General features: G+C 67.2%; 24 protein-coding genes. 9 read left to right on the forward strand and 15 right to left on the reverse strand.

Annotation, left to right across the window (positions count from 1 at the left end; all coding sequences use genetic code 11):
• The first annotated feature begins 33 nt into the window (after positions 1-33).
• The 3 genes from R2APBS1_RS11870 to R2APBS1_RS11880 all read left to right on the forward strand — a co-directional run bounded on the left by R2APBS1_RS11870 (position 34) and on the right by R2APBS1_RS11880 (position 1723).
• Entirely contained in the window at positions 34-591 is a 558-nt protein-coding gene (locus R2APBS1_RS11870) for a YaeQ family protein (protein ID WP_007509152.1), read from the forward strand.
• A gap of 6 nt (positions 592-597) precedes the next feature.
• Complete coding sequence (locus R2APBS1_RS11875; RefSeq protein ID WP_235644471.1) at positions 598-1203, forward strand: cation efflux transmembrane domain-containing protein; 606 nt, start codon at positions 598-600, stop codon at positions 1201-1203.
• Positions 1204-1288: 85 nt separating this feature from the next.
• Entirely contained in the window at positions 1289-1723 is a 435-nt protein-coding gene (locus R2APBS1_RS11880) for an FKBP-type peptidyl-prolyl cis-trans isomerase (protein ID WP_007509156.1), read from the forward strand.
• Between the two features lie 103 nt (positions 1724-1826).
• Here the strand turns inward: R2APBS1_RS11880 and R2APBS1_RS11885 are convergent, their stop codons facing one another.
• Positions 1827-2684, reverse strand: a complete 858-nt coding sequence (locus tag R2APBS1_RS11885) for a PA4780 family RIO1-like protein kinase (RefSeq protein WP_007509158.1) — start codon at positions 2682-2684, stop codon at positions 1827-1829.
• Positions 2685-2768: 84 nt separating this feature from the next.
• Positions 2769-3767: an LLM class flavin-dependent oxidoreductase gene (locus tag R2APBS1_RS11890; protein WP_015448097.1), complete on the reverse strand. Its 999-nt coding sequence runs from the start codon at positions 3765-3767 to the stop codon at positions 2769-2771.
• A gap of 103 nt (positions 3768-3870) precedes the next feature.
• Here R2APBS1_RS11890 and R2APBS1_RS11895 point away from each other — a divergent pair, with 103 nt between their 5' ends.
• Together R2APBS1_RS11895 and R2APBS1_RS11900 are read left to right on the forward strand one after the other, a co-directional pair.
• On the forward strand, positions 3871-4593 hold the full coding sequence (locus tag R2APBS1_RS11895; protein ID WP_015448098.1) for an rRNA pseudouridine synthase: 723 nt from the start codon (positions 3871-3873) through the stop codon (positions 4591-4593).
• Between the two features lie 309 nt (positions 4594-4902).
• Entirely contained in the window at positions 4903-5922 is a 1020-nt protein-coding gene (locus R2APBS1_RS11900; RefSeq protein WP_235644470.1) for an HDOD domain-containing protein, read from the forward strand.
• 24 nt (positions 5923-5946) lie between these two features.
• Here the strand turns inward: R2APBS1_RS11900 and R2APBS1_RS11905 are convergent, their stop codons facing one another.
• The 5 genes from R2APBS1_RS11905 to R2APBS1_RS11920 form a co-directional block, all read right to left on the reverse strand.
• A complete protein-coding gene (locus tag R2APBS1_RS11905; RefSeq protein ID WP_015448100.1) occupies positions 5947-6660 on the reverse strand; it encodes an ion channel in 714 nt (237 codons plus the stop codon).
• A 221-nt stretch (positions 6661-6881) separates the two neighbouring features.
• Positions 6882-7406, reverse strand: coding sequence for an Ig-like domain-containing protein (locus R2APBS1_RS11910; protein WP_007509171.1), 525 nt, complete (start codon positions 7404-7406; stop codon positions 6882-6884).
• Positions 7407-7547: 141 nt separating this feature from the next.
• On the reverse strand, positions 7548-8036 hold the full coding sequence (locus R2APBS1_RS11915) for a GNAT family N-acetyltransferase (protein ID WP_015448101.1): 489 nt from the start codon (positions 8034-8036) through the stop codon (positions 7548-7550).
• 3 nt (positions 8037-8039) lie between these two features.
• Entirely contained in the window at positions 8040-8225 is a 186-nt protein-coding gene (locus R2APBS1_RS19705) for an oxidoreductase-like domain-containing protein (protein ID WP_007509176.1), read from the reverse strand.
• Between the two features lie 99 nt (positions 8226-8324).
• Entirely contained in the window at positions 8325-9098 is a 774-nt protein-coding gene (locus tag R2APBS1_RS11920; protein ID WP_015448102.1) for a class I SAM-dependent methyltransferase, read from the reverse strand.
• 222 nt (positions 9099-9320) lie between these two features.
• Here R2APBS1_RS11920 and R2APBS1_RS11925 point away from each other — a divergent pair, with 222 nt between their 5' ends.
• The 4 genes from R2APBS1_RS11925 (at position 9321) to R2APBS1_RS11940 (ending at position 18146) form a co-directional block, all read left to right on the forward strand.
• Entirely contained in the window at positions 9321-10727 is a 1407-nt protein-coding gene (locus tag R2APBS1_RS11925) for a hypothetical protein (protein WP_015448103.1), read from the forward strand.
• Between the two features lie 4 nt (positions 10728-10731).
• The gene (locus R2APBS1_RS11930; RefSeq protein WP_007509183.1) at positions 10732-13035 is read left to right on the forward strand and encodes a transferrin receptor-like dimerization domain-containing protein; all 2304 of its coding nucleotides are present in this window, start codon (positions 10732-10734) and stop codon (positions 13033-13035) included.
• 147 nt (positions 13036-13182) lie between these two features.
• Entirely contained in the window at positions 13183-15189 is a 2007-nt protein-coding gene (locus tag R2APBS1_RS11935; RefSeq protein WP_015448104.1) for an alpha/beta hydrolase family protein, read from the forward strand.
• A 209-nt stretch (positions 15190-15398) separates the two neighbouring features.
• A complete protein-coding gene (locus R2APBS1_RS11940) occupies positions 15399-18146 on the forward strand; it encodes a M14 family zinc carboxypeptidase (protein ID WP_015448105.1) in 2748 nt (915 codons plus the stop codon).
• A gap of 18 nt (positions 18147-18164) precedes the next feature.
• On the opposite strand, the gene R2APBS1_RS11945 is transcribed toward R2APBS1_RS11940, so the two are convergent.
• From R2APBS1_RS11945 to R2APBS1_RS11980, 8 genes are all read right to left on the reverse strand, one after another.
• A complete protein-coding gene (locus R2APBS1_RS11945; RefSeq protein WP_015448106.1) occupies positions 18165-19844 on the reverse strand; it encodes a M28 family peptidase in 1680 nt (559 codons plus the stop codon).
• A 128-nt stretch (positions 19845-19972) separates the two neighbouring features.
• A complete protein-coding gene (locus R2APBS1_RS11950; RefSeq protein ID WP_015448107.1) occupies positions 19973-21697 on the reverse strand; it encodes a tetratricopeptide repeat-containing diguanylate cyclase in 1725 nt (574 codons plus the stop codon).
• A 94-nt stretch (positions 21698-21791) separates the two neighbouring features.
• The gene (locus R2APBS1_RS11955; RefSeq protein ID WP_015448108.1) at positions 21792-22088 is read right to left on the reverse strand and encodes a hypothetical protein; all 297 of its coding nucleotides are present in this window, start codon (positions 22086-22088) and stop codon (positions 21792-21794) included.
• A gap of 226 nt (positions 22089-22314) precedes the next feature.
• Entirely contained in the window at positions 22315-24099 is a 1785-nt protein-coding gene (locus R2APBS1_RS11960; RefSeq protein WP_015448109.1) for a GGDEF domain-containing protein, read from the reverse strand.
• Between the two features lie 31 nt (positions 24100-24130).
• Positions 24131-24430, reverse strand: coding sequence for a hypothetical protein (locus R2APBS1_RS11965; RefSeq protein ID WP_007509199.1), 300 nt, complete (start codon positions 24428-24430; stop codon positions 24131-24133).
• Positions 24431-24518: 88 nt separating this feature from the next.
• Complete coding sequence (locus R2APBS1_RS11970; protein ID WP_007509202.1) at positions 24519-24785, reverse strand: hypothetical protein; 267 nt, start codon at positions 24783-24785, stop codon at positions 24519-24521.
• A 140-nt stretch (positions 24786-24925) separates the two neighbouring features.
• On the reverse strand, positions 24926-25747 hold the full coding sequence (locus tag R2APBS1_RS11975; RefSeq protein ID WP_015448110.1) for an SAM-dependent methyltransferase: 822 nt from the start codon (positions 25745-25747) through the stop codon (positions 24926-24928).
• Positions 25748-25809: 62 nt separating this feature from the next.
• A complete protein-coding gene (locus tag R2APBS1_RS11980) occupies positions 25810-26586 on the reverse strand; it encodes a slipin family protein (protein ID WP_015448111.1) in 777 nt (258 codons plus the stop codon).
• Between the last annotated feature and the right edge of the window lie 12 nt (positions 26587-26598).

Below are 26598 nucleotides of genomic sequence, written 5' to 3' on the forward strand. Positions count from 1 at the left end.
TAGAATGGTCGGCTGTTGTCTCAAGGCACCCCCATGGCACTCAACTCCACCATCTACAAGGTCGAACTGCAGGTCAGCGACATGGACCGGCATTACTACGCCACCCACGCGCTGACCCTGGCGCGGCACCCGTCCGAGACCGAGGAACGGCTGATGGTGCGCCTGCTCGCGTTCGCGCTGCATGCCGACGAGCGGCTCGAGTTCGGCAAGGGCATCAGCGACGAGGACGAACCGGCGCTATGGCGCAAGGCGTACACCGACGAGATCGAGCTGTGGATCGAAGTCGGCCAGCCCGACGAGACGCGCATCCGCAAGGCCTGCGGCCGCTCGCGCCAGGTGGTGGTGATCAGCTACGGCGGCAACGCCGCGGAGATCTGGTGGAACAAGAACGCCAGCGCACTGGCCCGCAACAAAAACCTCACCGTGCTCGACATCCCCGCCGCCACCGTGGCCGAACTGGTCGCCCTGCTGCAGCGTGGCATGCGTCTGCAGGCGCTGATCCAGGACGGCCAGCTGCAGCTGATGAACGAGACCGACGCGGTCGCCGTCGATCCGCTGCGGCGCATGGCGCCCACCGAAACAGTGAACTGAATGATCATGCCGGCGAACGCCGCGGACAGATCGCTGCGCCGCGTCGTGGGCATCGTGGCGCTGCTCAATCTGGGCTACTTCGGCGTCGAGTTCGCGGTGGCGCTGGCGATCGGCTCGGTCTCGCTGTTCGCGGACAGCGTCGATTTCCTGGAAGACGCCTCGGTCAACCTGCTCATCCTGATCGCGCTCGGCTGGAGCCTGAAAGCGCGGGCGCGTGTGGGCATGGGGCTGGCCGCCATCCTGCTGGTGCCCGCGCTCGCCACGCTATGGGCGTTGTGGAGCAAGTTCCAACTGCCTGCCCCGCCGGCGCCGCTGCCGCTGACGGCCACCGGCCTTGGCGCGATGCTGGTCAACTTCAGCTGCGCGATGCTGCTCGTGCGGTTCCGCCACCATAGCGGCAGCCTGACCCGCGCCGCCTTCCTGTCGGCGCGCAACGACGTACTCGCGAACATCGCCATCATCATCGCCGGGGCAGCCACCGCGATGACGCATGCCGCGTGGCCCGACATGGTCGTCGGCGCAGGCATCATGCTGATGAACGCCGACGCGGCGCGCGAGATCTGGCAGGCCGCACGCAGCGAGCATCGCGCGGCGACCGGCCCGCACGCGTGAACCTTGCCGGTTCATGGCGCACGACGCCGCGCCCGGTTTGCCCGATAATCGCCGATTCGGCCACATCACTCCACGGAGTCGTCTCATGCGCTGGTTGCTGCCCCTGTTCGCCGTCTTCGCCCTCGCCGCCTGCAGCACACCTCCGCCGGCGCACGCCAGCGGACAGGTAGACAAGCTCACCGTGATCGACCAGAAGGTCGGCAGCGGTGCCGAAGCGAAGGCCGGCATGGACGTGCTGGTGCACTACACCGGCTGGCTCTATGACGAGAACGCGAAGGACAAGCACGGCGCCAAGTTCGACAGCTCGTACGACCACGGTGCGCCGTTCAACTTCACGCTGGGCGCCGGCCGCGTGATCGACGGCTGGGATCAGGGCGTGGCCGGCATGAAAGTCGGCGGCAAGCGCACCTTGCTGATCCCCGCCGCGCTCGGCTACGGCGCCCGCGGCGCCGGCGCCGACATTCCGCCGAACGCCTCACTGGTATTCGACGTGGAACTGGTCGACGTCAGCACGCCCTGATTTTCTGCAGGGAGGGCGGGCACTGCCCACCCGCCTCTGCCTTGTGCCTCGACCCGGAGCGGCGGGCCGCGCCCGCCCTACGAAGAGCCGAGGCTGTCGGCGCTCAGTCGCCCCGCGCCGCCGCCTCGCGCCCCTGCTGGCGGATGATCGCTTCTTCGCGCGCATCGATGATCGACTGCATCACGCTGTCCACGTCGGCGATGCTTTCGTCGAACTCGAAATGGCCGGTGAGCTCGCTGTCCGGGTGCAGTTCGCCCAGCTCGTACAGCGCCCACATCTCCTCGCCGTAGTGGGTGTCCAGCAGCTCCGGCGCGAAGCGCGACAGGCTGATCGTGATGTTGCCCACGTCACGGCGCAGCATCATGCGCGCATTGTTGTTGCCCGAAGCGCTGACCGCCTGCGGCAGGTCGATGATCACCGGGCCGTGCGGCCCCACCAGTACGTTGTATTCGGACAGGTCGCCGTGGATCAGCCCCACGCACAGCATGCGCGCCACCTGCTGCATCAGGAAACGGTGATAGTCGCGGGCGGTGTCGGCCGACAGCTCCACCTCGCCCAGTCGCGGCGCCGAATGGCCGTCCATATCGGTGACCAGCTCCATCACCAGCACGCCGTTGAAGTAGCCGTAGGGTTTCGGCACCCGCACGCCGGCGGCGGTGAGCTGGTACAGCGCGTCGACCTCGGCATTCTTCCAGGCAGCCTCGGCCTCCTTGCGGCCGAACTTGGTGGCCTTGCCCATCGCGCGCGCCTGCCGGCTGCCACGCACCTTGCGGCCTTCCTGGTACTGCACGCGCGCCTGGAAGCTGCGTTGCGCCATGTCCTTGTAGACCTTGGCGCAGCGGACGTCCTCGCCCGAACGCACGATGTAGACGGACGCTTCCTTGCCGCTCTTCAGCGGCCGCAGCACCTGATCGATCACGCCTTCGTCGATCAGGTCCTGCAGGCCCTTGGGGGTTTTCATGCGTGGGGGAGCTTCAAGGTTTCGTGGAATAACGCCCATTATGGCCGATCGGCGGCCTCGCCCGGGCTTTCGCGGCCACCACGCTCAGTTCGCGGCCGACAGCCGGTCGCGCACCGCCGCGGCGATCTCGAATGATTGCCGCCGCGCGGCGTGCTCGAACACGTTGGCGGTGAGCAGCAATTCGTCCGGCCGGTGCCGCGCGACGAACGCCTCGATGCCATCCTTCACCGTATCGGCAGCGCCGACCACGGCGCAGGGCAGCGCCCGCTCCACCATCAGCTTCTCCGGTGGCGTCCAGTACGACTCGATGTCGTCGATCGGCGGCGGGATCAGCCCGGGCCGGCCGCGGCGCAGATTGATGAAACTCTGCTGCTGGGTGGTGAACAGGCGCCGCGCCTCGGCATCGCTGGCGGCGGCGACCACGTTCAGGCCGAGCATCGCGTACGGTTGCTGCAACCGTGCCGACGGGCGGAAATCGCGCCGGTACAGCGCCAGCGCCTCGTCCATCGCGTCCGGTGCGAAGTGCGAGGCGAACGCGTACGGCAGGCCGAGCCGCGCGGCCAGCTGCGCGCCGAACAGGCTGGAGCCAAGCAGCCACACCGGCACCTCGATGCCGGCGCCGGGCACGGCGCGCACCGGCTGGCCGGGCTGGGCCGGCTCGAAGTAGCCGAGCAGTTCCAGCACGTCGTGCGGGAACGCGTCGGCGCTGTCAAAGTAGCGGCGCAACGCCTTCGCGGTCGGCTGGTCGGTGCCAGGCGCGCGGCCCAGGCCGAGGTCGATCCGCCCCGGATACAGCGAGGCCAGCGTGCCGAACGCCTCGGCCACCTGCAGCGGCGCGTGGTTCGGCAGCATGATGCCGCCGGCGCCGACGCGGATGGTCGAGGTGCCGCCCGCCACGTGACCGATCAGCACCGCCGTCGCCGCGCTGGCGATGCCGGGCATGTTGTGATGCTCGGCCAGCCAGTAGCGCCGGTAGCCCAGCCGCTCGGCGAGCTGGGCCAGGTCGAGCGTATTGCGGAACGCCTGGCTCGCATCACTGCCTTCGATGACCGGCGCCAGGTCGAGGATGGAAAACGGGATCATGTCGGGCTCTCGCCAAGTGGATCGCCACGATGTGGGGGCTGCCGCGCGGATTGCCACCGGCGCCTGCGCCTACAATGACCCAACTCCTTCCCGCGGCATCCCGATGACCGAACCCGTCCGCCTCGCCAAACGCGTCGTCGCGCTGACCCAGTGCTCGCGGCGCGAGGCCGAGCAATACATCGAGGGCGGCTGGGTGCGGGTGGACGGCGTCGTGGTGGAGGAACCGCAGTTCATGGTCGGCGCGCAGCACGTCGAACTTGACCCGCAGGCCAAGCTGGCACCCGCCGAACCGGCCACCCTGGTGCTGCACAAGCCCGCCGGCTACGACGCCGGCAACGGCCCGAACCCGGCCAGCGCGCTGGTCACCCCGCAGACGCGCTGGGCGGAAGACGCGTCAGGCGTGCGTCCGCTGAAACGCCACCTGCACCGGCTCGCCACGCCGTTGACGCTGCCGACCCAGGCCAGCGGCCTGCTGATCTTCACCCAGGACTGGCGCGTCACCCGCAAGCTCACCGAGGACATCGAGCGGATCGAACAGGAGTTCGTGGTCGAGGTCGGCGGTGCATTGATCCCGAACGGACTGGCCCTGCTCAACCACGGCCTGCGCTTCAACAACTACGCGATGCCGCCGATCAAGGTCAGCTGGCAGAGCGAGCAGCGCCTGCGCTTCGCGTTCAAGGTCTTGCAGCCGAGCCAGATCGAACCGATGTGCCACGCGGTCGGCCTGCAGGTGCTGGCGATGAAATGCCTGCGTGTGGGCCGCATCCCGCTGGCGAAACTGCCGCCGGGGCAATGGCGCTATCTGGCACCGCACGAACGCATCTGAACGCACGTCCCGCCGGGTTGCCCCATCATCGTCGGAACCGCTTAGACTTGCCCGCGTAACCGGTGTCGACATCGGCCAACCACAGCGCGGAGAACAGCATGAGCAAGGGCATGGATTCGAAGAAGAGCGAGAAGAAAAAGCCGGCCAAGACCATGAAGGAAAAGAAGGCCGCCAAGCAGGAAAAGAAGAAGAACAAGTAGGCCCGGACCGGTCGCCGCGCCCTCCCGGCTAAACTTTCCTCGCCGGGCGCCGATAGCCCGGGACGGGTTGCCCGGGAGTCGGCACGCGGGGACGAGGAACATGGGGAACATGTGGCGGCGCATTTTTCGCAGCCGACAGCCCGCGGCACGCGCAAGCCGCCCGCAGCCAGCCACCGCGCCATTCGCGCGGGCAGCCCCGGCCACGCCGGCGGCCCGCCCGGCGGCGCCGCTGGCGGACATCCGGGATCGCTTCCACCGCTTCGTGCTCGGCCTTGCTGACAGCCGCGCCAGCGAAGCCGATGCGGCCGAACTCGCCACGCTCAAGCAGTTGGAACTGCTCGGCTCCCGCTTCGACATGCATAGCCTGCCGCGCCTGCCGACGGTGTTGCCGCAGCTGTTGCGCGCGCTGAAGAACGACAACGCCGGCGGCGGCGAATTGGCCCGGCTGATCGGCCGCGATCCGCTGATGGTCGGCGAGGTCATGCGTGTCACCGGCAGCGTGCATTACCGTGCGGCGCAGCCGATCACCAGCCTGCAGCAGGCGGTGGTGCTGCTGGGCCAGGACGGGCTGCGGCGGGTACTCACCCAGCACGTGATGAAACCCATCCTGCAAGCCCACGCCGGCGCGTTCGGCCATGCCGCCGGCGAACGTCTGTGGCATCACGCCGAACGTTGCGCCCACGCCTGTGCCTGGCTCGGCCGCAACAACCGCTGCGATGCGTTCGAGGCCTACCTGGCAGGCATCGTCTGCCACGCCGGCGACGGCGCCGTGATACGCCTGCTGGACCGGATCGGTCCGGCCGCCGACGCCGAGCCACCATCGCCCGGCTTCCTCGCCGGTTGCGACGCCCTCGCCGCGCGGCTCTCGCTGGAGGTCGCGCAGCACTGGGAGCTGCCGCTGCGCGTGGTCGACGCGCTGGCGGAACGGCAGGCGGCGCCGACGTCGGCGGCTTCGCCGCTGGGCAACGCACTGGCGGTGGCCGACCTGCTGGCGATGGCCCAGCTACTGGCCGAACACGAGCTACTCGCCGACGACCCGGACCTCAGCCAGGGCTGGCCCGAGGTCTTTGCGCCGAACCTGGTGGCACGCTGCCGGCAGGACCTGCAGCGCCATTTCCCGGACGCCTGAGCGATCCGCGGCCCGCCGCCACGGTCACTCGCCGCGACGCAGCAGGGTCAACCCGATCAGCCGCGACACCACCAGCGCGATGTACATCACTCCGGCGAACATCTCCAGGCTGGCCGCCGCGCGGGCGTGCACGGTGATCGGGATGACGTCGCCGATGCCGGTGCTGGAAAGCAGCGCGAAGCTGAGGAACAGCAGCTCGGTCCAACTGCGCGGTGCCTGCGGGTTTACCGCGGCGGCGAAGCAGCCTGGCTGCAGCGTCTGGCACAGCACGAACACATAGGTGAACGCCCACACCAGCAGGGTGAAGGTGGCACCGGCGGCAAACAGCTCGTCGGTGGTGGCGCGGCGATCGCCCAGCATGTAGGCGATCAGGCAGCCGGCCGCATAGAAATAGAACACGGCTTCCAGCGCTGCCCACCACGGCCGCAGCGGCGGCATGTCCAGGGTCAGGTCGAGCACGTTGAGCAGCACCGCCGGCAGCGCGATGCCGGCGCTGATCCAGGCGCGCCCGCGCGTGCGCCGCACCATCGAGATCGCCAGCCCCAGCACCAGCACGCCGAACGCGCCGAACAACGCCCGCGCCGGACGGGTGTGCTCGATGAACGGGTACAGCAGCAGGCCGCTCAGCTGTACCAGCAGCAGGATCGCCGAAGGGTGCCGGATGATCCGCACCAGCCAGCGCAAGCGGGTGAAGCGGGGCATCCCGCCGGCGGATGCCCTCGCATCGATATCGTTCATGCCTCGCTCCTTGCACGCATCGGCACATGGCCGCTGCAGTGTAGACCGCGAGGCCGTCGCGGCGGGAGGCGATGACGCGCCTCCCGCCGCCGGTTTCACTGTGCCGTGACGCTGACGTCGTCGAGCACGAACGAGGTCTGCAGGCTGGCGTCTTCCACGCCGTAGAAATTGACCTGCACGGCCTGCCCCTTGTACGCGTCCAGGCTGATCGTGTGGCCCTGCTAGCCGCTGGCGGCGTCCGTATTGGAGAAGCTGGCCAGGGTGACGTACTTGCCGCTGGAGTCGATCACCTGCACTTGCAGCTTGTCGTAGGCCGTGCTGCCGGACTCGGCGGTGTCGACGTGCAGTTGGAAGCCCAGCGTGGCATGGGACGCGCCGGCCGGGATGCTGATCGACTGGCGCACGTAGTCGCTATGCGCGCTGCCGTAGCCGTCCAGCCATGCCTTCCAGCTGCCGGCGTGGGCAGGCTCGCTGCTGTCGCTGGTGATCACGCCGCTGGTCTGCGTCCAGTTGGCCGTGCCGCTCTCGAAGCCGCCGTTGAGGATCAGCTGCACCGGCGCGCTGGCGTTGGAGACGCTGAATGCGACCGCGCTGCTGCTGCCGACGTTGCCGGCCGCGTCGTAGGCCTTGGCGACCAGGCTGTGGCTGCCGTCGGCCAGCGTGGTCGAATCCAGCGCGAGGCTGTACGGCGCGCTGGCGTCGCTGCCCTTGAGCGCGCCATCGACGTAGAACTCCACGCGGGTCACGCCGATGTCGTCGCTGGCCGTGGCAGCGAGCGTGATGCTGCCGCTGCTGCCGCTCTCGCTAGGCGACCGGTAATGGCAACGGTATGACCAAAGTTCTTAGAAGCCGCCGCGCGGGCGCGGGCGCCGGCGCGGGACTGCCGGTCAGTGCCGCTCCAACTGCATCGGCTGGGTGACCAGGCCGCTCTGGCTTACCGTCGGCAGCCCGCTGTCCACGAAGCCGAAGCACCGGTACACCGGCACGGCCATGGCTGAGGCATTCAGGGTGAAGCGCCGCGTGCCGGCACGCCGCACCGCATCACGCATCGCCCGCCGCCACAGCTGGCGCGCGATGCCGCGCCCGTGCATGCGGGTGCTGACGAAGAACTGGAACAGATGGCAGTCGTCGCGCATCGCCGCCACGCCGGCCAGGCGTCCGTCCTCCTGCCACGCCAGGTGGAAACGCTGACCGGCCAGGATCTTCTTGCGGATCACCCGTGCGCTCATGCCGTAAAGCAGGGCCGCCGCCGCGCTGGCCGGCTGCTCCGGCAGGATCCAGCGTCGCGTCACCCGGCGCGCCAGCCGGCCGATCGCGAGCGCATCGTCCGGGCTGGCGAGGCGGTAGTGGATGGCCGTGGCGTGGCGGGGAGACACGCTTCAGGGATGGCCGGCGCGCCACGCTGCCAGGGCTGTCTGGTAACGCTCGAGCGCCTCTTCGTAGGCGTCGTAAACACAGCGTACGCAGCCCTCGCCGCAGCAATCGGCGGCGTCCGGCTCGCTTGGCGGCTGCGGCGGCGGATCGGCTGGATCGGGGCTTGGCGGGGCGGGCGGTACGGGATTCACGGCACTCCGGGCACCATCGTGTTCCGGGCGGCAACCCCGCCTGGAGCACGATGGTGCCGCCGATCGCCGCCGCGACTCAAGCGGCGGCGGCGCGGCGGATCACTTCGCCGGCTTGCGGAAGCGGTAGATGAACTGGTCGGTATGGCCGCGTATCGACTTGTCGAACACCTTGATGTCGAGCGGATCGGCCGGGTTGCGCAGCGCGTCGCTTTCGCCGTCGAAGACGAAGCCGGCGGCTTCCACTTCCCGCTTCACCACGGCCGGGTCGATGCGGTGCAGGGTGTCGGTGTCGGCGAGACCGGAGCCGGCCGGGGCCACGTGGTCGATCACCACGAACAGGCCGCCCGGCTTGAGCGCATCGTAGACCTGCTTGTCGAAGCCGGCCATGTCCACCGGGCCCATGAACGGGTCGTGATAGTCGTGGTAGTTCTGCGCGGTGAACACCAGGTCCACCGGCTCCGGCGCGCTCAGCAGCGCCGCCGGCTGCTGCAACAGGGTGACGTTGGCGTAGTGCGGCGTGGCGGCCAGCTTCTGCCATTGCGCAAGGCTCTTGCTGGCGTACTTCGCCATCTCGCCCGGCCACACCGTGTAGACGTGCCCCTGCGGGCCGACGACGGCGCTGAACACGCGCGTCCAGTAGCCGCTGCCCGGCACCAGCTCCAGCACCTTCTGGCCCGGTTTCACTTCGGCGAAGGCCATCACCTGGGCCACCTTGCGGCGTGCGTCCTCGGCGCGGTCGGTCTGGCGGACGGGATCGGCGAGCGCTTTCTGCACCGCGGCGGAAACCGCCGCCTGGTGGGGTTTCGCCGTCTGGGCCAGGGCTACGACGGGAAGGCTGGCGGCAAGCAACACGGCAAGGATGGCGGGACGCATGGTCGTACTCCTTCAGTGAGCCAAGGGTTTCCCGATTGTGCGCCCGATTCGCGCCGATGACCCCGTGCCGCTTGGCACGGGGCACCGCGGCGGTTCATGCTGCATGCTCGACCCGTGGCCGCGCCCCGGGCCCGCCCATTGCACGCATATCCGGCACGCGGCAGCCTGCGCGTGCCCCGAGACCGCCAGACGACCTCCCGAACACCGTATCCGGAGAACCCGATGCCAAGGCGCCCCTTCCTCCCCGCACTCGGCTTGGCGATGGGGCTGTGCCTCTCCGGCCAGCCGGGCCATGCGCAGTCGGCCTCGCAATGGCAGGCGGCACAGGTTGCCGCCGCGCAGAGGTCCGAGCAGATCATGCAGGAAGCGAACAAGCACAAGAGCCTGCTGGCCCAGTACCGGGTAATGCGCTATCCGTACGCCACCAACCCGGACCCAGCGTTCCACATCATCTTCGGCCAGTACCTGAGCTGGTACCAGACGTTCGTCGGCAATTACCCGGATGCCGCGGTCAGCTTTTCGATCAAGCAGCCGGCGCTGCCGGACGACCGCCCCTCGCCGCTCGGCAACCCCGACTACCGCGCCCGCCCCGCGCTGGACGCGATTCCCGAGCTGGCCAGGAACTACCGTGCGGTGTTCCTCAATGAAGCGCACAACATCCCGCTCACCCGCACGCTGACCGTGCAGTTGCTGGGCAAGCTGCGTGCGGAGGGTTTCAACTATTTCGCCGCCGAGACGCTCTATCAGACCGATACCGGGCTGCAGGCGCGCGGTTATCCGGTCGCCAACAGCGGCTTCTATACCGAGGAGCCGATCTACGCCGAGACGGTGCGCACCGCGCTGAAGCTCGGCTTCAAGGTGGTCGCCTACGAGGCGCTCTCCGCGGCCACCGGCGACGCCCGCGAAGCCGAGCAGGCGCGCAACCTCTACCGCGAGGTGTTCAAGAACGACCCGCAGGCGCGACTGGTGGTCAACGCCGGCTACGCGCACATCCAGGAATCGGGCGTCTACCTGGGCGGCTCCTCGATGGCCGAGCACCTGCACAAGCTCAGCGGCATCGACCCGCTCACGGTGGAGCAGACCATGCTGTACCCCCACCCGTCGGCCAGCGACGACCACCCCGACTACGCCCCGGTGATGCAGCAGCTGCGGCCCAGCGCGCCGATCGTGTTCGTGAACAAGCAGGGGCAGCCGTGGTCGCTGCGCCCAGGCTACGACGTCAGCGTGTTCTTCCCGCCCGAGCGAATCAAACGCGGCCGCCCCACCTGGCTGGACCTCGGCGGCAGCCGCAAGCCTTACCTGGTCAGCGGCGAACGCTGCAACCATGTCTACCCCTGCATGGTCGAAGCGCGCTACGCCGGCGAAGGCAGCGACGCGATACCCGCCGACCGCCTGGTGCTCGACCCGCTGCCGTTGAACCCCACCACCAGCGACCGCATCAGCAACGGGCTGATCGAACCCCACAGCCTGCTCTACCTGCGTCCCGGCAAGTACCGGCTGACCTACACCGATGCGGACGCCCACCAGCTGTTCGCCAACGACGTCACCATCCGCGACGGCGACGCGGCCCCGTCATCCGGCCTCGTCGACCCGCCGCCGGCGGAATCCACCACCACCCAGGGGGAATGACCCTATGACCCGATCCGCGATACGGCCTCTGCTGAGCCTGGGCTGCCTGCTGGCGACTTTCGCCGCAGCTGCCGCCAACGCCCCCGGCCACGCCGATGAGGGCACCCTGTTCGGTTTCAGCACCAGCGCAGCGACGGCCCAACAGGATCTCGAGCGGCGCTTCGACGCCCAGCTCGATCCCGCCGAACTGCGCAGCTGGCTCAAGCAGATGGCGTCGCAGCCCAACCAGGTCGGCTCGCCGCACGACCGGGCGAATGCCGAATTCATGCTGGCGAAGTTCCGCGAATGGGGCTGGGATGCGCACATCGAGACCTTCAGCGTGCTCTACCCCACGCCGAAGAAGGTGGCGCTGGAGCTGCTGGGGCCCAAACCCTATGTTGCGGCACTGCATGAGCCGGCCATCGAAGGCGACGCCACCTCCAGTCTCGCCGGCGTGCTGCCGCCCTACAACGTCTACGGCGCCGACGGCGACGTCAGCGCGCCGCTGGTCTACGCCAACTACGGCATGCCCGACGACTACCAGGAACTGGCCCGGCGCGGCATCGACGTGCGCGGCAAGATCGTGCTCACCCGCTACGGCGGCGGCTGGCGCGGACTGAAACCGAAGCTCGCGCAGCAGCATGGCGCGATCGGCTGCCTGATCTACTCCGACCCGCACGACGACGGCTACGCCAAAGGCGACGCCTACCCGCAGGGCGGCTGGCGTCCGGCGCAGGGCGTGCAGCGCGGCTCGGTGGCCGACATGCAGGTCTATCCCGGCGATCCACTGACCCCCGGCACGGGCTCCACGCCAGGCGCCAAGCGGCTGGCGCTGAAAGACGCCAGCACGATCCTGAAGATCCCGGTACTGCCGATCTCCTACGCCGACGCCACCCCGCTGCTGCAGGCGCTGAGCGGTCCGCTGGCGCCGGCCGGCTGGCGCGGCGCCCTGCCGCTGACCTACCACGTCGGCCCGAGTACGGCGAACGTGCACCTGACCGTGCAGTCGGACTGGAAGCAGCAGCCGGTCTACGACGTGATCGCCACGATCAAGGGCTCGACCGAGCCGGATCAATGGATCGTGCGCGGCAACCACCATGACGGCTGGGTATTCGGCGCCTGGGACCCGCTGGCCGGCAACATCGCCATGATGGCCGAGGCCAAGGCCATCGGTGGCCTGCTCAAGCAGGGCTGGCGGCCACAGCGCACCCTGGTCTACGCCAGTTGGGACGGGGAGGAACCGGGCCTGATCGGTTCCACCGAATGGGCCGAGACGCACGCCGCCGAACTCCAGCGCAAGGCCGTGCTGTACGTCAATTCCGACACCAACGGCCGCGGCTTCCTTGGCGCCGGCGGCAGCCACTCGTTGCAGCACCTGGTCAACCAGGTGACCGCCGGCGTGGCCGATCCGGAAACCCACGTCAGCGTGCGCGAACGCCTGCGCGCGCACATGCGGGTGGCCGGCAGCGACAAGGACGCCAAGCCGGAGGCCAAGGCCATCGCCACACTGGCGGCGGCCGGCGGCGACCTGCCGATCGCGGCGCTCGGCTCGGGCTCCGACTACAGCGCGTTCCTGGAACACCTCGGCATCGCCTCGCTGGACCTCGGCTTCGGCGGCGAAGACGACAACGGCGGCATCTACCACTCGCGCTACGACTCGTTCGACCATTACCTGCGCTTCGGCGATCCGACGTTCGAGTACGGCGTGGCACTGGCCAAGGTCGCTGGCCACGTCGTGCTGCGCAGCGCCGACGCCAATGTGCTGCCGCTGCGCTTCGGCGACTTCAGCGACACACTCGGCCGCTATGTCGGGGAGCTGCACAAGCTGGTGGACGATACCCGCAAGGCCACCACCCAGCAGCACCAGTTGCTGGACAGCCAGGCATTCGCGCTCGACGCCGATCCGACCCGGTCGGTCGCTCCGCCGGCGCGCGACTCCGACATGCCGGCGATCGAGCTCGCCCCGCTCGACCGGGCGGCGAAACAGCTCGCGCAAAGCGCCAAGGCCTACCAGGCCGCCTATGACCAGCGTGCCGCCACCGGCTTCGACCTGACCGCCGCACAGCGCCAGCAACTGGATCGCCTGATCGGCAACATGGAGCAGCGTCTCACCGACCCGTCCGGCCTGCCCGGCCGTGCCTGGTTCAAGCACATGATCTACGCCCCCGGCATGCTCACCGGCTACGAGGTGAAAACCGTACCCGGCGTGCGCGAGGCGCTGGAGTCGCGTCGATGGGACGAAGCGAACCGCTATGCCGCGGACACCGCCAAGGTACTGGATCGCTACCGCGCGCAACTCGACCGGCTGACCGCCTTGTTGAAGGGGTAACCGCCGGCGGCCGCGCCATGCGTCGAGGGTGGCCTGTTCCGGGCCACCCCCGCCGGATTGCCCCCGCTGCTCCGGGTCGCTATAACTGCTGCCGGGGAACGGGGCGGCACGCAAGCGGCAGCCCGACGATCACGACAGGGGAATCCAATGATGAAGGTGCGACGCTGGTTCGTTGCGGTCTTGCTCTTGCCGCTTGCCGCCGCGCTGCATGCGCAGCCGGTCTCGTTCGCCGAACTGGCGCGGCACGCCCAGTACGAGACGGTCAAGATCTCCCCGGACGGGGAATACCTGGCGGCCACCGCCGTGGTGAAGGGGCAGACCGTGCTGGCGCTGATCCGCCTGTCCGACATGAACGGCAAGCTGGTTCGTCCGCGCGAGGACGACGACGTCACCGACTTCTGGTGGGCGTCGCCCAAGCGCGTGCTGTACTCGGTCGGCACCCGCGTCGGCGGCTACGCGAGGCCGCTGGCGACCGGCGAACTGTTCGCGGTCAACGCCGACGGCAACGGCGTCGGCATGCTGTACGGCTTCCGCCGGCCCGGCATGAGCACCGGCTCGCACATCCAGCGCGCCACCGCGGAATACGGCAGCGCCCAGTTCATCAGCGCCATCGCCGACGATCCCAACCACGTGCTGGTGGCGATCAACTCCTGGGCGGGCGACGGCAACGAGCTGAGTCTGCCGGCGGTCTACCGCATGGACGTGCGCGACGGCAGCAAGCACCAGCTCATCGTCGCGCCCATGCGCGGCGCGCAGTTCGTCGCCGACCATCGCGGCCGGGTGCGCTTTGCCTTCGGCTGGGACAACGACGGCAACCTCAAGGTCTACCAGCACCCGGTCGACGGCGACGGCTGGCAGCTGCTGGCCGCGGAAAGCAAGAACCGCTCGATCCCGATCGCGTTCAACCGCGACGACACGGCGGCCTACTTCACCTGCCCCGCCCAGGGCGCTTTCGGCATCTGCCGGTGGGACCCGGCGAGCCAGGCGCAGACGGTGGTGTGGAGCAACCCCACCGTGGAGCCGGACTACCTGCTGCGGGGCCTGGCCGAGGACAGCGTCCTCGGCGTGGGCTTCATGGACGGGCGTACCGGCACCGCGCTGTTCGACGGCCAGTCGACCGACGCCCAGACGCTGCTCGCCCTGATGAAGCAATTCCCCGGCGAGAGCGTGCGCTTCGTCTCCGGCAGCCACGACGGCAGCCGCAGCGTGGTGCAGGTGGAGGCCGACGTCGACCCGGGAACCTTCCTGCTGTACGACGCGAAAACGCACAAGCTGACGCCCCTGCTCGCGCGCATGTCGTGGATCAACCCGGAGCGGATGGCCGCCAAGGAACCCTTCGACTTCGCCGCGCGCGACGGCATGAAGCTGCACGGCTACCTGAGCCTGCCGCCCGGCCACGAAAGCGCGAAACACCTGCCGATGGTGGTGCTGGTCCACGGCGGGCCTTTCGGCATACGCGACCGCTGGGAATACGACACCCTGGTGCAACCGCTGGCCACCCGCGGCTACGCCGTGCTGCAGGTGAACTATCGCGGCTCCGGCGGTTATGGCTACGACTACGAGCATGCCGGCTGGCGCCAGTGGGGCGGCACGATGCAGGACGACGTCACCGACGCCACCCGCTGGGCCATCGCGCAAGGCATCGCCGACCCGCAGCGTATCTGCATCTACGGCGCCAGCTACGGCGGCTACGCCGCACTCGAGGGCGTCGTGAAGGAACCGGACCTGTACAAGTGCGCGATCGGCTACGTGGGCGTCTACGACCTGCCGCTGATGTACCGCCGCGGCGACATCCCGCAGTCCAGCTATGGCGAGGGCTACCTCAAGCGGCAACTGGGCGACGACCCGGCCGCGCTGGCCCGGCACTCGCCGATCAACCAGCTTGATGCCCTGAAGGCCCATGTGATGCTGGTGGTCGGCGGCAGGGACAAGCGCGTACCGCCGGTCCAGGGACTGGACCTGCACGAGGCGTTGACGAAACGGCAGGTGGCGCACGAATGGCTGTACCGGGCCGACGAGATGCACGGGTTCTACGACGAGGCGCACACTGCCGAGCTGTACGCGAAGGTGGCGCAGTTCCTCGGCACCAACATCGGCCCGGGCGAGACCGTGACGGGCACCGCCGACGCTGGCCACACTGCAGCCGTGCATTGAGCCGCAACCCGAGCGGCCCGTGCCCGCCCGGTTCCGGCGCGGGCACGTCGGCGGGAATCGTCCAGGCGGCGGCACGTCGCCGCGGCGTGCCGCGGTCGCGCGGTCGATGCCGCGGCGATCCCTACCCAACTGATGGGCTACACGCAATCGCCGCCGTTCTGGCAGAGTGCGGCGATCGGCTGCCTCGCATCTCCAGGGGAAAACTCACCATGCACCCGTCCATCCGGCTCTCGCTTGCCTTCCTGCTGGCGTCAGGCACCCTTGGTGCGTTTGCGGCGGACGCGCCCGGCGGTGCAAAACCGTACGCCCGCAGCCCGGCCCAGCCGGTCGACCAGGCGTATACGGCGCAGATCCTCAAGTTCACCACCGACCCCTCGTTCAACTCGCCGCTGACCGACTACCTGCCCGCCTCCGCCAGCGTGCCCACGCCGGACAAGGTGCTCGGCCACATCGCCGGTGCGCCGGACTACCTGCCCCACGTGGCCGACGTCCACAGCTACTTCCGCACCCTGGCCGCGGCCAGTCCGCGGGTGAAGGTGTTCTCGATCGGCAAGAGCGAGGAAGGCCGCGAGATGATCGCAGTGGCGATCGCCGACGAAAGCCTGCTGGCCGACCTCGACGCGAACAAGGCACGCCTGGCCAGGCTGGCCGACCCGCGCCGCATCGGCATGGACGACGCCGTCGCCGACCAGTTGGTCGCGCAATCCACGCCGATCTACTACATCACCGGCTCCATCCACTCCACCGAGACCGGCTCGCCCACCGCGCTGATGGAACTGGCCTACCGCCTGGCGGTGGACGAGGCGCCGTACATCCAGCGCATCCGCTCGCACGTGGTCACCCTGATCACGCCGGTGGTCGAGGTGGACGGCCGCGACCGCATGGTCGACCTGTACAACTGGCACCTGGCGCACCCCGGCCAGGACTACCCGCGGCTGCTGTACTGGGGCCACTACGTGGCGCACGACAACAACCGCGACGCGATGGGCATGTCGCTGAACCTCACCCGCCACGTGGCCGACACCTTCGTCGGCTGGCACGCGCAGGTGCTGCACGACCTGCACGAATCGGTGCCGTTCCTGTACGACAACACCGTGGGCGACGGCCCGTACAACGCCTGGATCGACCCGATCCTCGCCGGCGAATGGCAGCAGCTGGGCTGGGACAACGTGCAGCAGATGACCCGGCTCGGTATGCCCGGCGTGTTCGCCCACGGCGACTTCGACACCTGGAGTCCGGGCTACCTGATGTTCATCGCCGCCATGCACAACGGCATCAGCCGCCTGTACGAGACCTACGGCAACGCCGGCGCCGACACCGTGCAGCGCATCCTCGACCCGGAGGAATACCAGCGCACCTGGTACCGGCCGAACCCGCCGCTGCCGACCGTCCAGTGGTCGCAACGCAACAACAACAATTACCAGCAGACCGGCCTGCTCACCGCGCTGGACTACTTCGCCGGCAACGGCCAGCAGTTCCTGAAGAACTTCTACCTGAAAGCCAAGCGCTCGATCGAGAAGCCGCAGCTGGCCGGCCCGGCCGCCTACGTGTTCCCGGCCGACGACAATCGCTCCGGCTCGCGCGCGCAGCTGCTGCGGGTATTGCAGCTGCAGCACGCGGAGATCAGCCGCACCAGCGCGCCGGTCACGGTGACCGTGCCGAAACAGGGCGACGACAAGAAGAAGACCGAAACGCGGACCTTCCCCGCCGGCAGCTACGTGGTGCGCATGGACCAGCCGTATTCGCGCATCGCCGACACCCTGCTCGACCGCCAATACTGGTCGCCGAAGGACCCGCAGCAGCACCCCTACGACGACACCGGCTGGTCGATGAGCGACCTGTTCGACGTGCAGGTGGTGCGCGTCACCGACACCGCGATCCTCAAGGCGCCGATGCGCCTGCTCGACGCGCCGGTCGCCGTGCCGCAGGGGCTGGCCGCAGTCGACATGCCGCAGGCGAAACTGCCGCGCATCGCGCTGATGCACACCTGGCTGAGTACCCAGACCGAAGGCTGGTGGCGCATGGCGCTGGACAAGCTCGGGGTGCCGTACGACTACATCAGCACCCAGGACGTGGCCAAGGCCGGCGACCTGCGCGCGAAGTACGACGTGATCCTGTTCGGTCCCGTCGGCGACGCCAGCACGCAGCAGATCGTCGACGGCCTGCCGATGTGGGGCAAGCCGCTGCCGTGGAAAACCACCGCGCTGACGCCGAACCTGGGCCGCATCGACGCGACCGACGACATCCGCCCCGGCCTCGGCGAGAGCGGCGTCGCCAAGCTCAAGCGCTTCGTGCAGGCCGGCGGCCTGCTGGTCACCGCCGAGGACACGGCGAAATTCGCCATCGACGTGGGCCTGGCACCGGGCGCGTTCGTCACCAAGACCGACAAGCTGAAAGTGGTCGGCAGCGTGCTGCAGGCGAAATTCGCCGACCGCCGCAGCCCGATCGCCGCCGGCTACGACCGCGACGAACTGGCGCTGTACAGCGCGGCCGGCCAGTCGTTCAGCGTGTCCAACCTGGTCACCGGCGACAAGGGACTGCCGACCGCGAAGGATTTCCAGCGCCCGACCGGACGCGGCGGCCCGCACGACACGGACATGCCCGAAGGCCGCGCCTCGCTCACCCCGGCCGCGCTGCCCGACGTCAAGCCGTGGCAACCGCTGCCGCTGAACGCCGAGCAGATGCGCAACAACCCGTGGGTGATCCCCGCCGATCAGCGCCCGCGGGTGATCCTGCGCTACGCCGACGCGAAGAACCTGTTGATCTCCGGCTTGCTCGACGGCGGCGACGAGATGGCCGAGCGCGCCGCCGTGGTCGACGCCCGCTACGGCAAGGGCCACGTGCTGCTGTTCGCCAGCAACCCGATCTGGCGCGGCGAGACCATCGGCAGCTACCCGCTGGTGCTCAACGCGATCGTGAACTTCAACAGGCTGGACACGCCGCCGGCGAAACCCTGAAGCCGGCGACCAACCCGGTCACTTCGACGGTGGCGCGGCCGGCTTCATCATGGCGTCGCGCGCGGCCTTGAACGGATTGCCGGCATACCACTGCGGCCACACGCCCGCATGGCTGAGGTATTGCCCCAATTCGTACAGTGCCTGGGTGTCCTGGAGGATGCCTTCCAGGTTCCAGTGCGGATCAAACACGTCGTTCGTCGTGTGATAGCGATGCGCCGTATAGTCGTCGGCCGCCTTCTGGCCGGCGGCCCTGCCGCCATCGAGCAGGTCGAGGCCCGAGCTGGCCAGCATCGCCGGCACGCCGGCCCTGGCGAAGTTGAAATGATCGGAGCGGAAGTAGAAGCCGTTCTCCGGGGTAACCTCCGGCGAGATCACCCGACCCTGCTTGCGCAGCACGCCGGCGAGCATGTCCTCCAGCTCGGACTGGCCCTTGCCGATCACCGTCATGTCGCGTGCAGGGCCGATGACCGGCAACGCGTCGACGGCGATGTCGGCCACCGTGCGGTTCAGCGGAAACACCGGCTTCGCCGCGTAATACTGCGAACCGAGCAGGCCCGATTCCTCCAGCGTCGGCATGAAGAACAGCACGCTGCGCTCGGGCGGCTGCGCCTGGTGCGCGAACGCGCCGGCGATCTGCAGCAGCATGCTCAGGCCGGTGCCGTTGTCGATCGCGCCGGCATAGACCTGATGGCCCTGGCGGGTCGGGTCGCTGCCCAGGTGATCCCAGTGCGCGGTGTAGACCACCACCTCGTCGGGCTTGTGGCTGCCCTCGACCATCGCCACCACGTTCTTCGATTCGATGTGGCCGATCTGGTTGTGTAGGGCGATCGAGGCCGTCGCGCGCAACGGCACCGGCTCGAAGCCCGGCTTCGCCGCGGCCCGTTCGAGTTCGGCGAAATCGAGGCCGGCGGCGGCGAACAGCCGGGTGGCCGCATCGCGTGTCAGCCAGCCGGCCACCGGCAGCCGCGGCGACGGATCGACGCTGGCCGGCAGGCTCAGCTGCGGCCCGACCGCGCCGTTCTGCAGCACGCTCCACGGATAGCCGGCCGCGGCGTCGCTGGTGTGCACGATGAAGCACGCCGCGGCGCCCTGCAGCGCGGCCTGCGCGTACTTGTACGGCCAGCGGCCGTACCAGGTCATCGCGCGGCCGTTGAACAGCTTCGGATCGCGGCTGGCGAAGCCGGGATCGTTGACCAGCACGATCACCGTCTTGCCCTTCACGTCGACATTCCGGTAGTCGTTCCAGTGCCAGGCCGGCGCATCCGCGCCGTAACCGAGGAACACCACCGGCGAGTCCTTCAGCGCGACCTCCGCTTTCGCCTGCAGGGTCTGCGCCACCATGTCGGTGCGGTAGGCCAGCTTCAGCGGCTCGCCTCGGGCAGTGACGTCCAGGGTGACGTCGGTATTCAGCAGCAAGGTGGAATCGGCCGGCACGGTCTGGTACCAGGAGCCGTGGTTGCCCGGCCGCAGGCCCATCCGCTTGAACTCGGCCACCAGGAAATCGGTGGTGCGCTGCGCACCGAGCGTGCCGGGTTTGCGCCCGCCGAACGCATCGGAGCTGAGCGTCTGGTCGAAGCGCGCGAAATCGGCGGCGTTGATCGACGGCGACCGCGCCATGTCCGCGTCGCCCGCTGCCGCCTGCAGCGGCAACATGGCCAGGCCCAGCGCCGCCAGCAGGACGAAACTCCTCACACGCATCGAAACACTCCCGGCAATGGCATCGGCGTCCTTTGTAGCGCGCGCCTGCGCGGCTGTCCACGCGAGCGGCCGCGCCCGCGATCGCCAGCGGCGGCTAACGTGCAAATGCCATTGCAACCACAGGACAATCAGCCGCGCATGCCGGCGTCGAACAGCCTGATCCGGTTGCGTCCCTCGCGCTTGGCCTGGTACAGGGCCCGGTCCGCATCGATCATCAGCTGCCGCAGCGCATAGCCGCTGCTGGCTGCGGCGGCGACGCCAAAGCTTGCCGAGATCGGGATGCCGGGCGCGTCCCCGGCGATCGAGGCGGCGGCGATTGCCGCGCGCATCTGCTCGACGCTCGGCAGCACGCTGTCCAGCGTGCACTCGGGCAACAGCACGCCAAACTCCTCCTCGCCCAGGCGGCCGAACACGTCGGTGGAGCGCAGATGCGCCTGGCAGGCATCGACCGCGCGCTTCAGCACCCGGTCGCCCACCGCGTGACCATGCGTGTCGTTGACCAGCTTGAAGTGGTCCAGGTCGATCAGCACCAGGCAGGCGTCGCGCGCCGATTTGCGGCAATAACGCAACTCCCGCTCGGCCTCGTTGACGAAGTGCTGCCGATTGAAGATGCCGGTAAGGCCGTCGCGCCGCGCCAGCCGCATGAAGCGCAATTGCGAGCGCTTGACCCGATAGGCCCACACGATGATCGACGCCAGCACCATCAGCAGCAGCGCGACGTACAGCCGGCTGGTTTCCGCCGCCTTGCGATCCAACTCGCCCTGCAGGGCGAGAATCCTGTTCTTCTTGTCGAGCCCGTCGATCTGCAGCTTCTTCGCCAGCACCTGCTGCTTGGCGATCTGATAGGCGAGTGCTTTCGCGCTGAGCCGGCTCTGGTAGCCATCGTGGGCAACCACGTATTTTTCGAGGTATGCCAGCGAGCCCTTGCTGTCGCCCCGTTCCTTGGCGACTTCGTAAAGCACCCGATAGGCACTGGCCGTGGATTTCGAATACGACCGGTTGGCATCCGTCATCAGGGCGCTATTGGCAAACTTCACGGCCGAAGCAAGATCGCCGATCTGCCGGTAAGCCGCGGCCAACGTAGCCTCGAACTGGGTAACCTGGGGCGGAAAGCCCGCTTGCAACACCTTGGGATAATTTGCCTGCAGTACACGGATGGCTGACTCGGGGCGACCCCGCCGCATGTCGAAACCCGCCAGCAGATGCCGGAAACTGAGTGAAAACAGGGTATCGCCCGCCTTTGCACACGCCTCCGCGCCATCGTGAAGCTGATCGGCAGGCAACTGTGCGCTGCCGCTTTCAAATAGCGCATCGGACTTGTAGAACCAGCCCTTGCATGCACTCTGGGTGTCGGGGCTTTCCCTGATCATCTGATCGGCATAATGAGTAGATACATCGTATTGCCCTGCCTCGATGTACAACTGTGCCGCGACACCAAGCCCCTGTATGCGGACGCCGGGTTCTTTGATTTTTGGCAGTTGCTCCAACAAGGGGTTGAGCTTGGCAAAGGCTTCCTCATAGCGGGATTCGGCCACCATGAGATCTATCACCGTGGCAATGGCACGAAACGCCAGGACGGGATCCTCCGTTTGGTCCGAGATCGCCGTCAACGAAGGCAACGCCGCGGCGTAGTTGCCCGCAAAGGCGATCCGCCGAGCCTCAAGGTAGCGCAGATGCAGCTTTTGTTGCGGTGAGAGCCTCGCCGCAACCGCGTCGAGTTGCCTCATCAGCTCATTGAACTTGGCGTGATTGGAGGACTCGACGCTTTCGGCTTGCCTCAACAACTGCGCAGGATCGTCGGATACCGGCGCAGTCGCAGCAACCGCGCCCGCTTCAAACAAAAGCAGAAGCATGCAGCACGCAAATACCAATCTGTACCGGCCCGTCCGGCCCATGAGCTAGTCAGCGGTCGCAAGCACAGGAGCGGCAAGTCGTGAAGCCTGGTTCTCAATCTCCATCGCTTTTCTTCTCCTTGTCCTCGTCGTCCTTCTTCTCTTCACCCTCTTCGCAGCTGCCGTCACACTCCTCCTGCTCCTCGCCCGGTTTGGCGGGATTGATCAGACAGCAGTACGGACCCTGCCCCAGTAACGTCCGCAACTCCTGTCCATCCCTGGCAAGGATCGCCACGCGCAACTCCGGATCAATCTCGGCATTGGACAGCGCTGACCCTACTTCATCCCGAGATGCATGACGCAATTGCGCGTCCTGCCCCACCCTTTCCAGAAAATCGATCACATCGAACATCGATCATCCCCCTGTCAGGATGAGTAATGGCTGGCGGTCCGGTAATGACCGCGTCAAATCCGTCTGCTGATCTTTTCCCCATTTCCCACGCATTGCGCGCCGCAAGCAGCAAGCTCCGGCCGCCCGCCGGGCCCAAAGTACACCCTTCCTTCGATGTCGTGCCATCGCATTGGTGCGGTCGGCGTTGCCCTGAGGCGGCAGGCGGACGGCAGCCATCTGGCCCGGTTTACTGCACGCCTTCGGCCGTCACGGCAACGGCATTCAGCTGCGGCTCCGCCCGGCCGTCGCTCACGCTGACGCGGTTGCGGCCCTCGCGCTTGGCCCGATACAAGGCGTCATCGGCGTGGATCAGCAACTGGCGAAGCTCATGCCCGGAGTACCGGGTGCTGGCCACGCCAAAGCTGGCCGAGACGCAGATTTCCTCGGCAGCGTCGCCGCGGACCACCGCCACGAGCGCCTGCCGGATCCGTTCGGTCCGGCTTAGCACCTGCTCGAGCGTGCAGTCCGGCAACACGATGCCGAACTCCTCGCCGCCCAGGCGGCCGAAGATATCGGTGGAGCGCAGATGCGCCTGACAGGCGGCCACGGCACGTTTCAGCACGCGATCGCCCACCGCATGTCCGTAGGTATCGTTGACGGCCTTGAAGTGATCCAGGTCGATCAGCACCAGGCAGGCCTCCCGCCCCGACTTGCGGCAGTACTGCAATTGCTGTTCGGCCTCGTTGACGAAATGCTGCCGGTTGAAGATGTCCGTGAGCCCGTCACGCCGCGCCAGCCGCATGAAACGCAACTGCGAGCGCTTGACGCGGTAAGCCCAAAAACCGATAAAAGCCAGCACCGTAAGCAACAGCAATATGTACAGACGACTCGTCTCGGAAGCTTTTTTGTCGAGGTTTCGCTGGAGCTGCAGGATTTGGTTCTGCTTGCTCAATGTGTCTAGCTGCAGTTTTTTGGCGAGCAGTTGTTGCTGGACGATCTGGAAGGCGAGTGCCCTGGCCCCCACTTCATCCAGCCAACCGTTATTTGACGCCATATAACGTTCATGATGGTCAAGAGCGGCCCGCAGATCCCCCTGGCTCTTCGCAATAAGATAGAGAACGCGCTCGGCGACACTCAAGGATTCCGAATATTTGTTCCCTTCACTTCGAGCAACAACCTGGAGTGCCGATTGCTTCGATAAAGCAATCTGGCTGGTACCCAAATATGCCTCGGCCAATAACGCATCAACCTGAGAGAGTAACCACGAGTAACCACTCCTCTGCACTGCATCGTAATTACTCCTCAAAAGCATGATTGCCTTCTCGGAATGCCCCCGTTGCAATGCAACTCTCGCCAAATACAGGCGAATGCCATTGGCATAAAGGTCGTCGCCCACCTTCTGGCAAAGATCTATGCCCTGCTGAAGCTTTTCGTTAATTCCGTCCAGCTTGCCCGCCTTGTAAAGCGCCGCTAGTCTCGCGTAGCCCGTTTTGCACATCCAATCGTTTGGCTGCCGGGTTTCATTGGCAAGCTGGTCAGCATAATTCCAGGCAAGATCGTACTGCCCAGACTCCTCGTAGAGGAGCACGGCGACGGTGATCGCCAAGGCACGCGCATCCGGGTCAGAAACCGTATGCAGCCGCGATAGCACCAAATTCAAGCGTCGGAACGCATCCTCGTAACGGGAACGCTCTGCGAGAGAGTTCACCATGAAGGAGTCCGTTTTGAAGCGCAGAACCGAGTCCCGCGAATGGGTCAACACCGTATCGGCCAACCGATCCGATGTCGCATAATCGCCGACGTAAGCCGCCTGCCATGCTTGAAGGTAATGCAGATATTCCTGTTGCTCGGGCGACAACTTCGCAGCCTGTTTGTCGAGACGCTGCAAGAGCTCCAGGAATCTGTCGTGGTTCTGTGTTCTGCTGCTATCAGCCTCCTTGAGCAGGGAGGCGCTTTGGTCAACGACCGGGAGCACAGCCGCATAGGCAATACTCCCGGATAGTCCGAGCAATATCCACCCCGCGATCACCATCCGACGATTCACTACGGATGCGGGCATTGATTTAGCCGATCAACTCCACGGCACTCAACGCGGCGCGGCTGGTTTCGCCCTCGCGCTCAGGAGTTTCGTTGCCGCCTTCATCCTCCTGCTCTTCCTGCTCCTCGGCGGGCGCGAGCATCGCGCAATGTGTCGCAATGCCCAGCAATGCCTTCAATGTCGATGAATCCTCAGAGAGGATCGCATCCTGCAAAATCAAATCCAGCCCTGCGCTTGCCGCTACCTGCTCAAGCTTATTGCCCGATGCTCGGCTCAGCTGCGCGTCCTTCCCCATCCTTTCAAGAAACTCGACAACATCCGACATATGCATTCCCCCCGACTGTTGTTGGCTTGGTCAGCGTCTCGGGGAACACTGCCTCGCTGGCGCCATGCGCCAGCGAGGCCATTCCGGTTCAAGCACGCTGTTCGTGGTAGTACTCGTCTTCGTCGTTGATCCCGGGAACAAGCAAACACCTTACCTGTGCAGGAACCAACAAGCAGCATACATTCTGTGCCCCCACCAGCGCAGTCAGCCGTTCTTGGTCCTTGGCCAGCACAGCCTCCTTGATATCCTGATCGAGCTGGCTATGGACCAGCATGCGTTGCATGTCCCCGGCGGAAGCATAGCGCAAGCTGGCGTTCTGCCCGACGTTCTCAAGAAAATCGATAATGTTCGACATGGCGTATCTCCCGGAATAGTCAATGGATTGGAATGGCGCGACTGGCCTGATTGCGGGGTGGAAGGGTTTACCCCGCAGCGAGGCTTCAAACCGCGCCGATTCATCCTAGGGACGACGCCAACGGCAACTTGCCGACTCGTTCACAAAACGCCCGCATCCTGCTTGATTTCCACCTTGTCCAGCGCGTCCAGCCGCGCGCGCATTTCCAGGTCGGGCTGCAGCGGGCCGACCGGCGGCAGCACCACAGTGTCTTCCATGCCGACTTCCGCCTGCGGCAGCTCGGCCAGCCGGATCCGGCGGATCCGCGGCTGCTGGATCGGCAAGGTCGCGCCGCGGTAAATGGTGATCTCGTGGTCCAGCGGATACTCGCGCGCCAGCACCTCGACCAGCAGCTCGCGGTAGGCGGGGCCGGTAGAGAAGCGCGCCAGCGACTGGTCGCCGACCAGGCCCACCTGCCACAGCACCAGGTAGGCGGTCGGGTCGATCCTGCGTTTGTAGAACAGCAGCTGGCTGGCCTCGAAGTGCTGGCAGCCGTAGCGGCCCGGGTCGATGCCGAGGTCGGCGTAGAGGCAGTCCTCGGCCGAGATGCCCGGTTCCATGTGTGCCTCGTAGCCTTCGCTGCGGGCGACCTCGATCGACTTGTGCGGTGCCCAGGCGAACACGCCGGGATGGCCGTAGAACACGCCGCAGACCCGCTTGCCCGCGCGCACCTCGGTGAGGATCGCCTCGACCATCTCGCGGTAGGTCTGCATGCGCGACTTGCCCTCGCGGTAGTACGGCTGCAGGCTGCGCACGTCCGGATGCATCTTGTGCAGCCACATCTCGACGATGCCGTCGGAGAGCCCGGCAAACACCACGTCGGCTTGTTCGATGTAGCTGCGCGCCAGCGGGCCGAGGTGCGAGCCCAGGGTCATGCCCAGGCCCACGCAGACCAGGCTGCCGGGTGAAGGTGCTGCATCCATGGTGGGTCGCTCGTCTTGACGGGAAGCGGCATTATTCACCCGCCCCGGACGGCGGCGCCAGTTCAGTGGTTCGGGGCCGGGCCGGGCTTTGCCGGAAACGCCTCCATCAGCGGCTTGATCAGGTCCAGCGGCAGCGGGAACACGATGGTCGATGACTTGCCGTTGTTGGACATGTCGGCCAGCGTCTGCAGGTAGCGCAGCTGCAGCGCCTGCGGCTGCTGCGACAGCATCGCGGCGGCATCGCGCAGCTTCTCGGCGGCCTGCATCTCGCCCTCGGCGTGAATCACCTTGGCGCGGCGTTCGCGCTCGGCCTCGGCCTGGCGGGCGATCGCGCGCACCATGGTTTCGTTGAGGTCGACGTCCTTGATCTCCACGTTGGCAACCTTGATCCCCCACGGGTCGGTGGCCTCGTCGAGAATGGTCTGCAAGGTGTGGTTGATCGAATCGCGCTGCGACAGGATCTCGTCCAGCTCGTGCTGGCCCAGCACCGAGCGCAGCCGGGTCTGCGCCAGCTGGCTGGTGGCCTGCAGGAAGTTCTCCACCTGCAGCACGGATTTGTCGGGCTCCACCACGCGGAAGTAGACCACCGCGTTCACGCGCACCGAGACGTTGTCGCGCGAGATCACGTCCTGCGGCGGCACGTCCATCACGGTCACGCGCAGGTCGACGCGGATCATCCGCTGCACGAACGGCACCAGCAGCACCAGCCCGGGCCCCTTGGTGCCGGTGTAGCGGCCCAGCGTCAGCACCACGCCGCGCTGGTACTCCGGCAGGATCTTCACCGCGGAGAACAACAGCAACGCGCCGAGGATTACCAGAACACCGACGAATCCGAACATGATCATCTCCTG

Source organism: Rhodanobacter denitrificans (assembly GCF_000230695.2).
Classification (GTDB): Bacteria; Pseudomonadota; Gammaproteobacteria; order Xanthomonadales; family Rhodanobacteraceae; genus Rhodanobacter; species Rhodanobacter denitrificans.

Bases quoted from the DNA above. Each gene is read 5' to 3' on its own strand.
- R2APBS1_RS11870 (WP_007509152.1), top strand. From the start codon at position 34: ATGGCACTCAACTCCACCATCTACAAGGTCGAACTGCAGGTCAGCGAC.
- R2APBS1_RS11875 (WP_235644471.1), top strand. From the start codon at position 598: ATGCCGGCGAACGCCGCGGACAGATCGCTGCGCCGCGTCGTGGGCATC.
- R2APBS1_RS11880 (WP_007509156.1), top strand. From the start codon at position 1,289: ATGCGCTGGTTGCTGCCCCTGTTCGCCGTCTTCGCCCTCGCCGCCTGC.
- R2APBS1_RS11885 (WP_007509158.1), bottom strand. From the start codon at position 2,684: ATGAAAACCCCCAAGGGCCTGCAGGACCTGATCGACGAAGGCGTGATC.
- R2APBS1_RS11890 (WP_015448097.1), bottom strand. From the start codon at position 3,767: ATGATCCCGTTTTCCATCCTCGACCTGGCGCCGGTCATCGAAGGCAGT.
- R2APBS1_RS11895 (WP_015448098.1), top strand. From the start codon at position 3,871: ATGACCGAACCCGTCCGCCTCGCCAAACGCGTCGTCGCGCTGACCCAG.
- R2APBS1_RS11900 (WP_235644470.1), top strand. From the start codon at position 4,903: ATGTGGCGGCGCATTTTTCGCAGCCGACAGCCCGCGGCACGCGCAAGC.
- R2APBS1_RS11905 (WP_015448100.1), bottom strand. From the start codon at position 6,660: ATGAACGATATCGATGCGAGGGCATCCGCCGGCGGGATGCCCCGCTTC.
- R2APBS1_RS11920 (WP_015448102.1), bottom strand. From the start codon at position 9,098: ATGCGTCCCGCCATCCTTGCCGTGTTGCTTGCCGCCAGCCTTCCCGTC.
- R2APBS1_RS11925 (WP_015448103.1), top strand. From the start codon at position 9,321: ATGCCAAGGCGCCCCTTCCTCCCCGCACTCGGCTTGGCGATGGGGCTG.
- R2APBS1_RS11930 (WP_007509183.1), top strand. From the start codon at position 10,732: ATGACCCGATCCGCGATACGGCCTCTGCTGAGCCTGGGCTGCCTGCTG.
- R2APBS1_RS11935 (WP_015448104.1), top strand. From the start codon at position 13,183: ATGATGAAGGTGCGACGCTGGTTCGTTGCGGTCTTGCTCTTGCCGCTT.
- R2APBS1_RS11940 (WP_015448105.1), top strand. From the start codon at position 15,399: ATGCACCCGTCCATCCGGCTCTCGCTTGCCTTCCTGCTGGCGTCAGGC.
- R2APBS1_RS11945 (WP_015448106.1), bottom strand. From the start codon at position 19,844: ATGCGTGTGAGGAGTTTCGTCCTGCTGGCGGCGCTGGGCCTGGCCATG.
- R2APBS1_RS11950 (WP_015448107.1), bottom strand. From the start codon at position 21,697: ATGCTTCTGCTTTTGTTTGAAGCGGGCGCGGTTGCTGCGACTGCGCCG.
- R2APBS1_RS11955 (WP_015448108.1), bottom strand. From the start codon at position 22,088: ATGTTCGATGTGATCGATTTTCTGGAAAGGGTGGGGCAGGACGCGCAA.
- R2APBS1_RS11960 (WP_015448109.1), bottom strand. From the start codon at position 24,099: ATGGTGATCGCGGGGTGGATATTGCTCGGACTATCCGGGAGTATTGCC.
- R2APBS1_RS11965 (WP_007509199.1), bottom strand. From the start codon at position 24,430: ATGTCGGATGTTGTCGAGTTTCTTGAAAGGATGGGGAAGGACGCGCAG.
- R2APBS1_RS11970 (WP_007509202.1), bottom strand. From the start codon at position 24,785: ATGTCGAACATTATCGATTTTCTTGAGAACGTCGGGCAGAACGCCAGC.
- R2APBS1_RS11975 (WP_015448110.1), bottom strand. From the start codon at position 25,747: ATGGATGCAGCACCTTCACCCGGCAGCCTGGTCTGCGTGGGCCTGGGC.
- R2APBS1_RS11980 (WP_015448111.1), bottom strand. From the start codon at position 26,586: ATGTTCGGATTCGTCGGTGTTCTGGTAATCCTCGGCGCGTTGCTGTTG.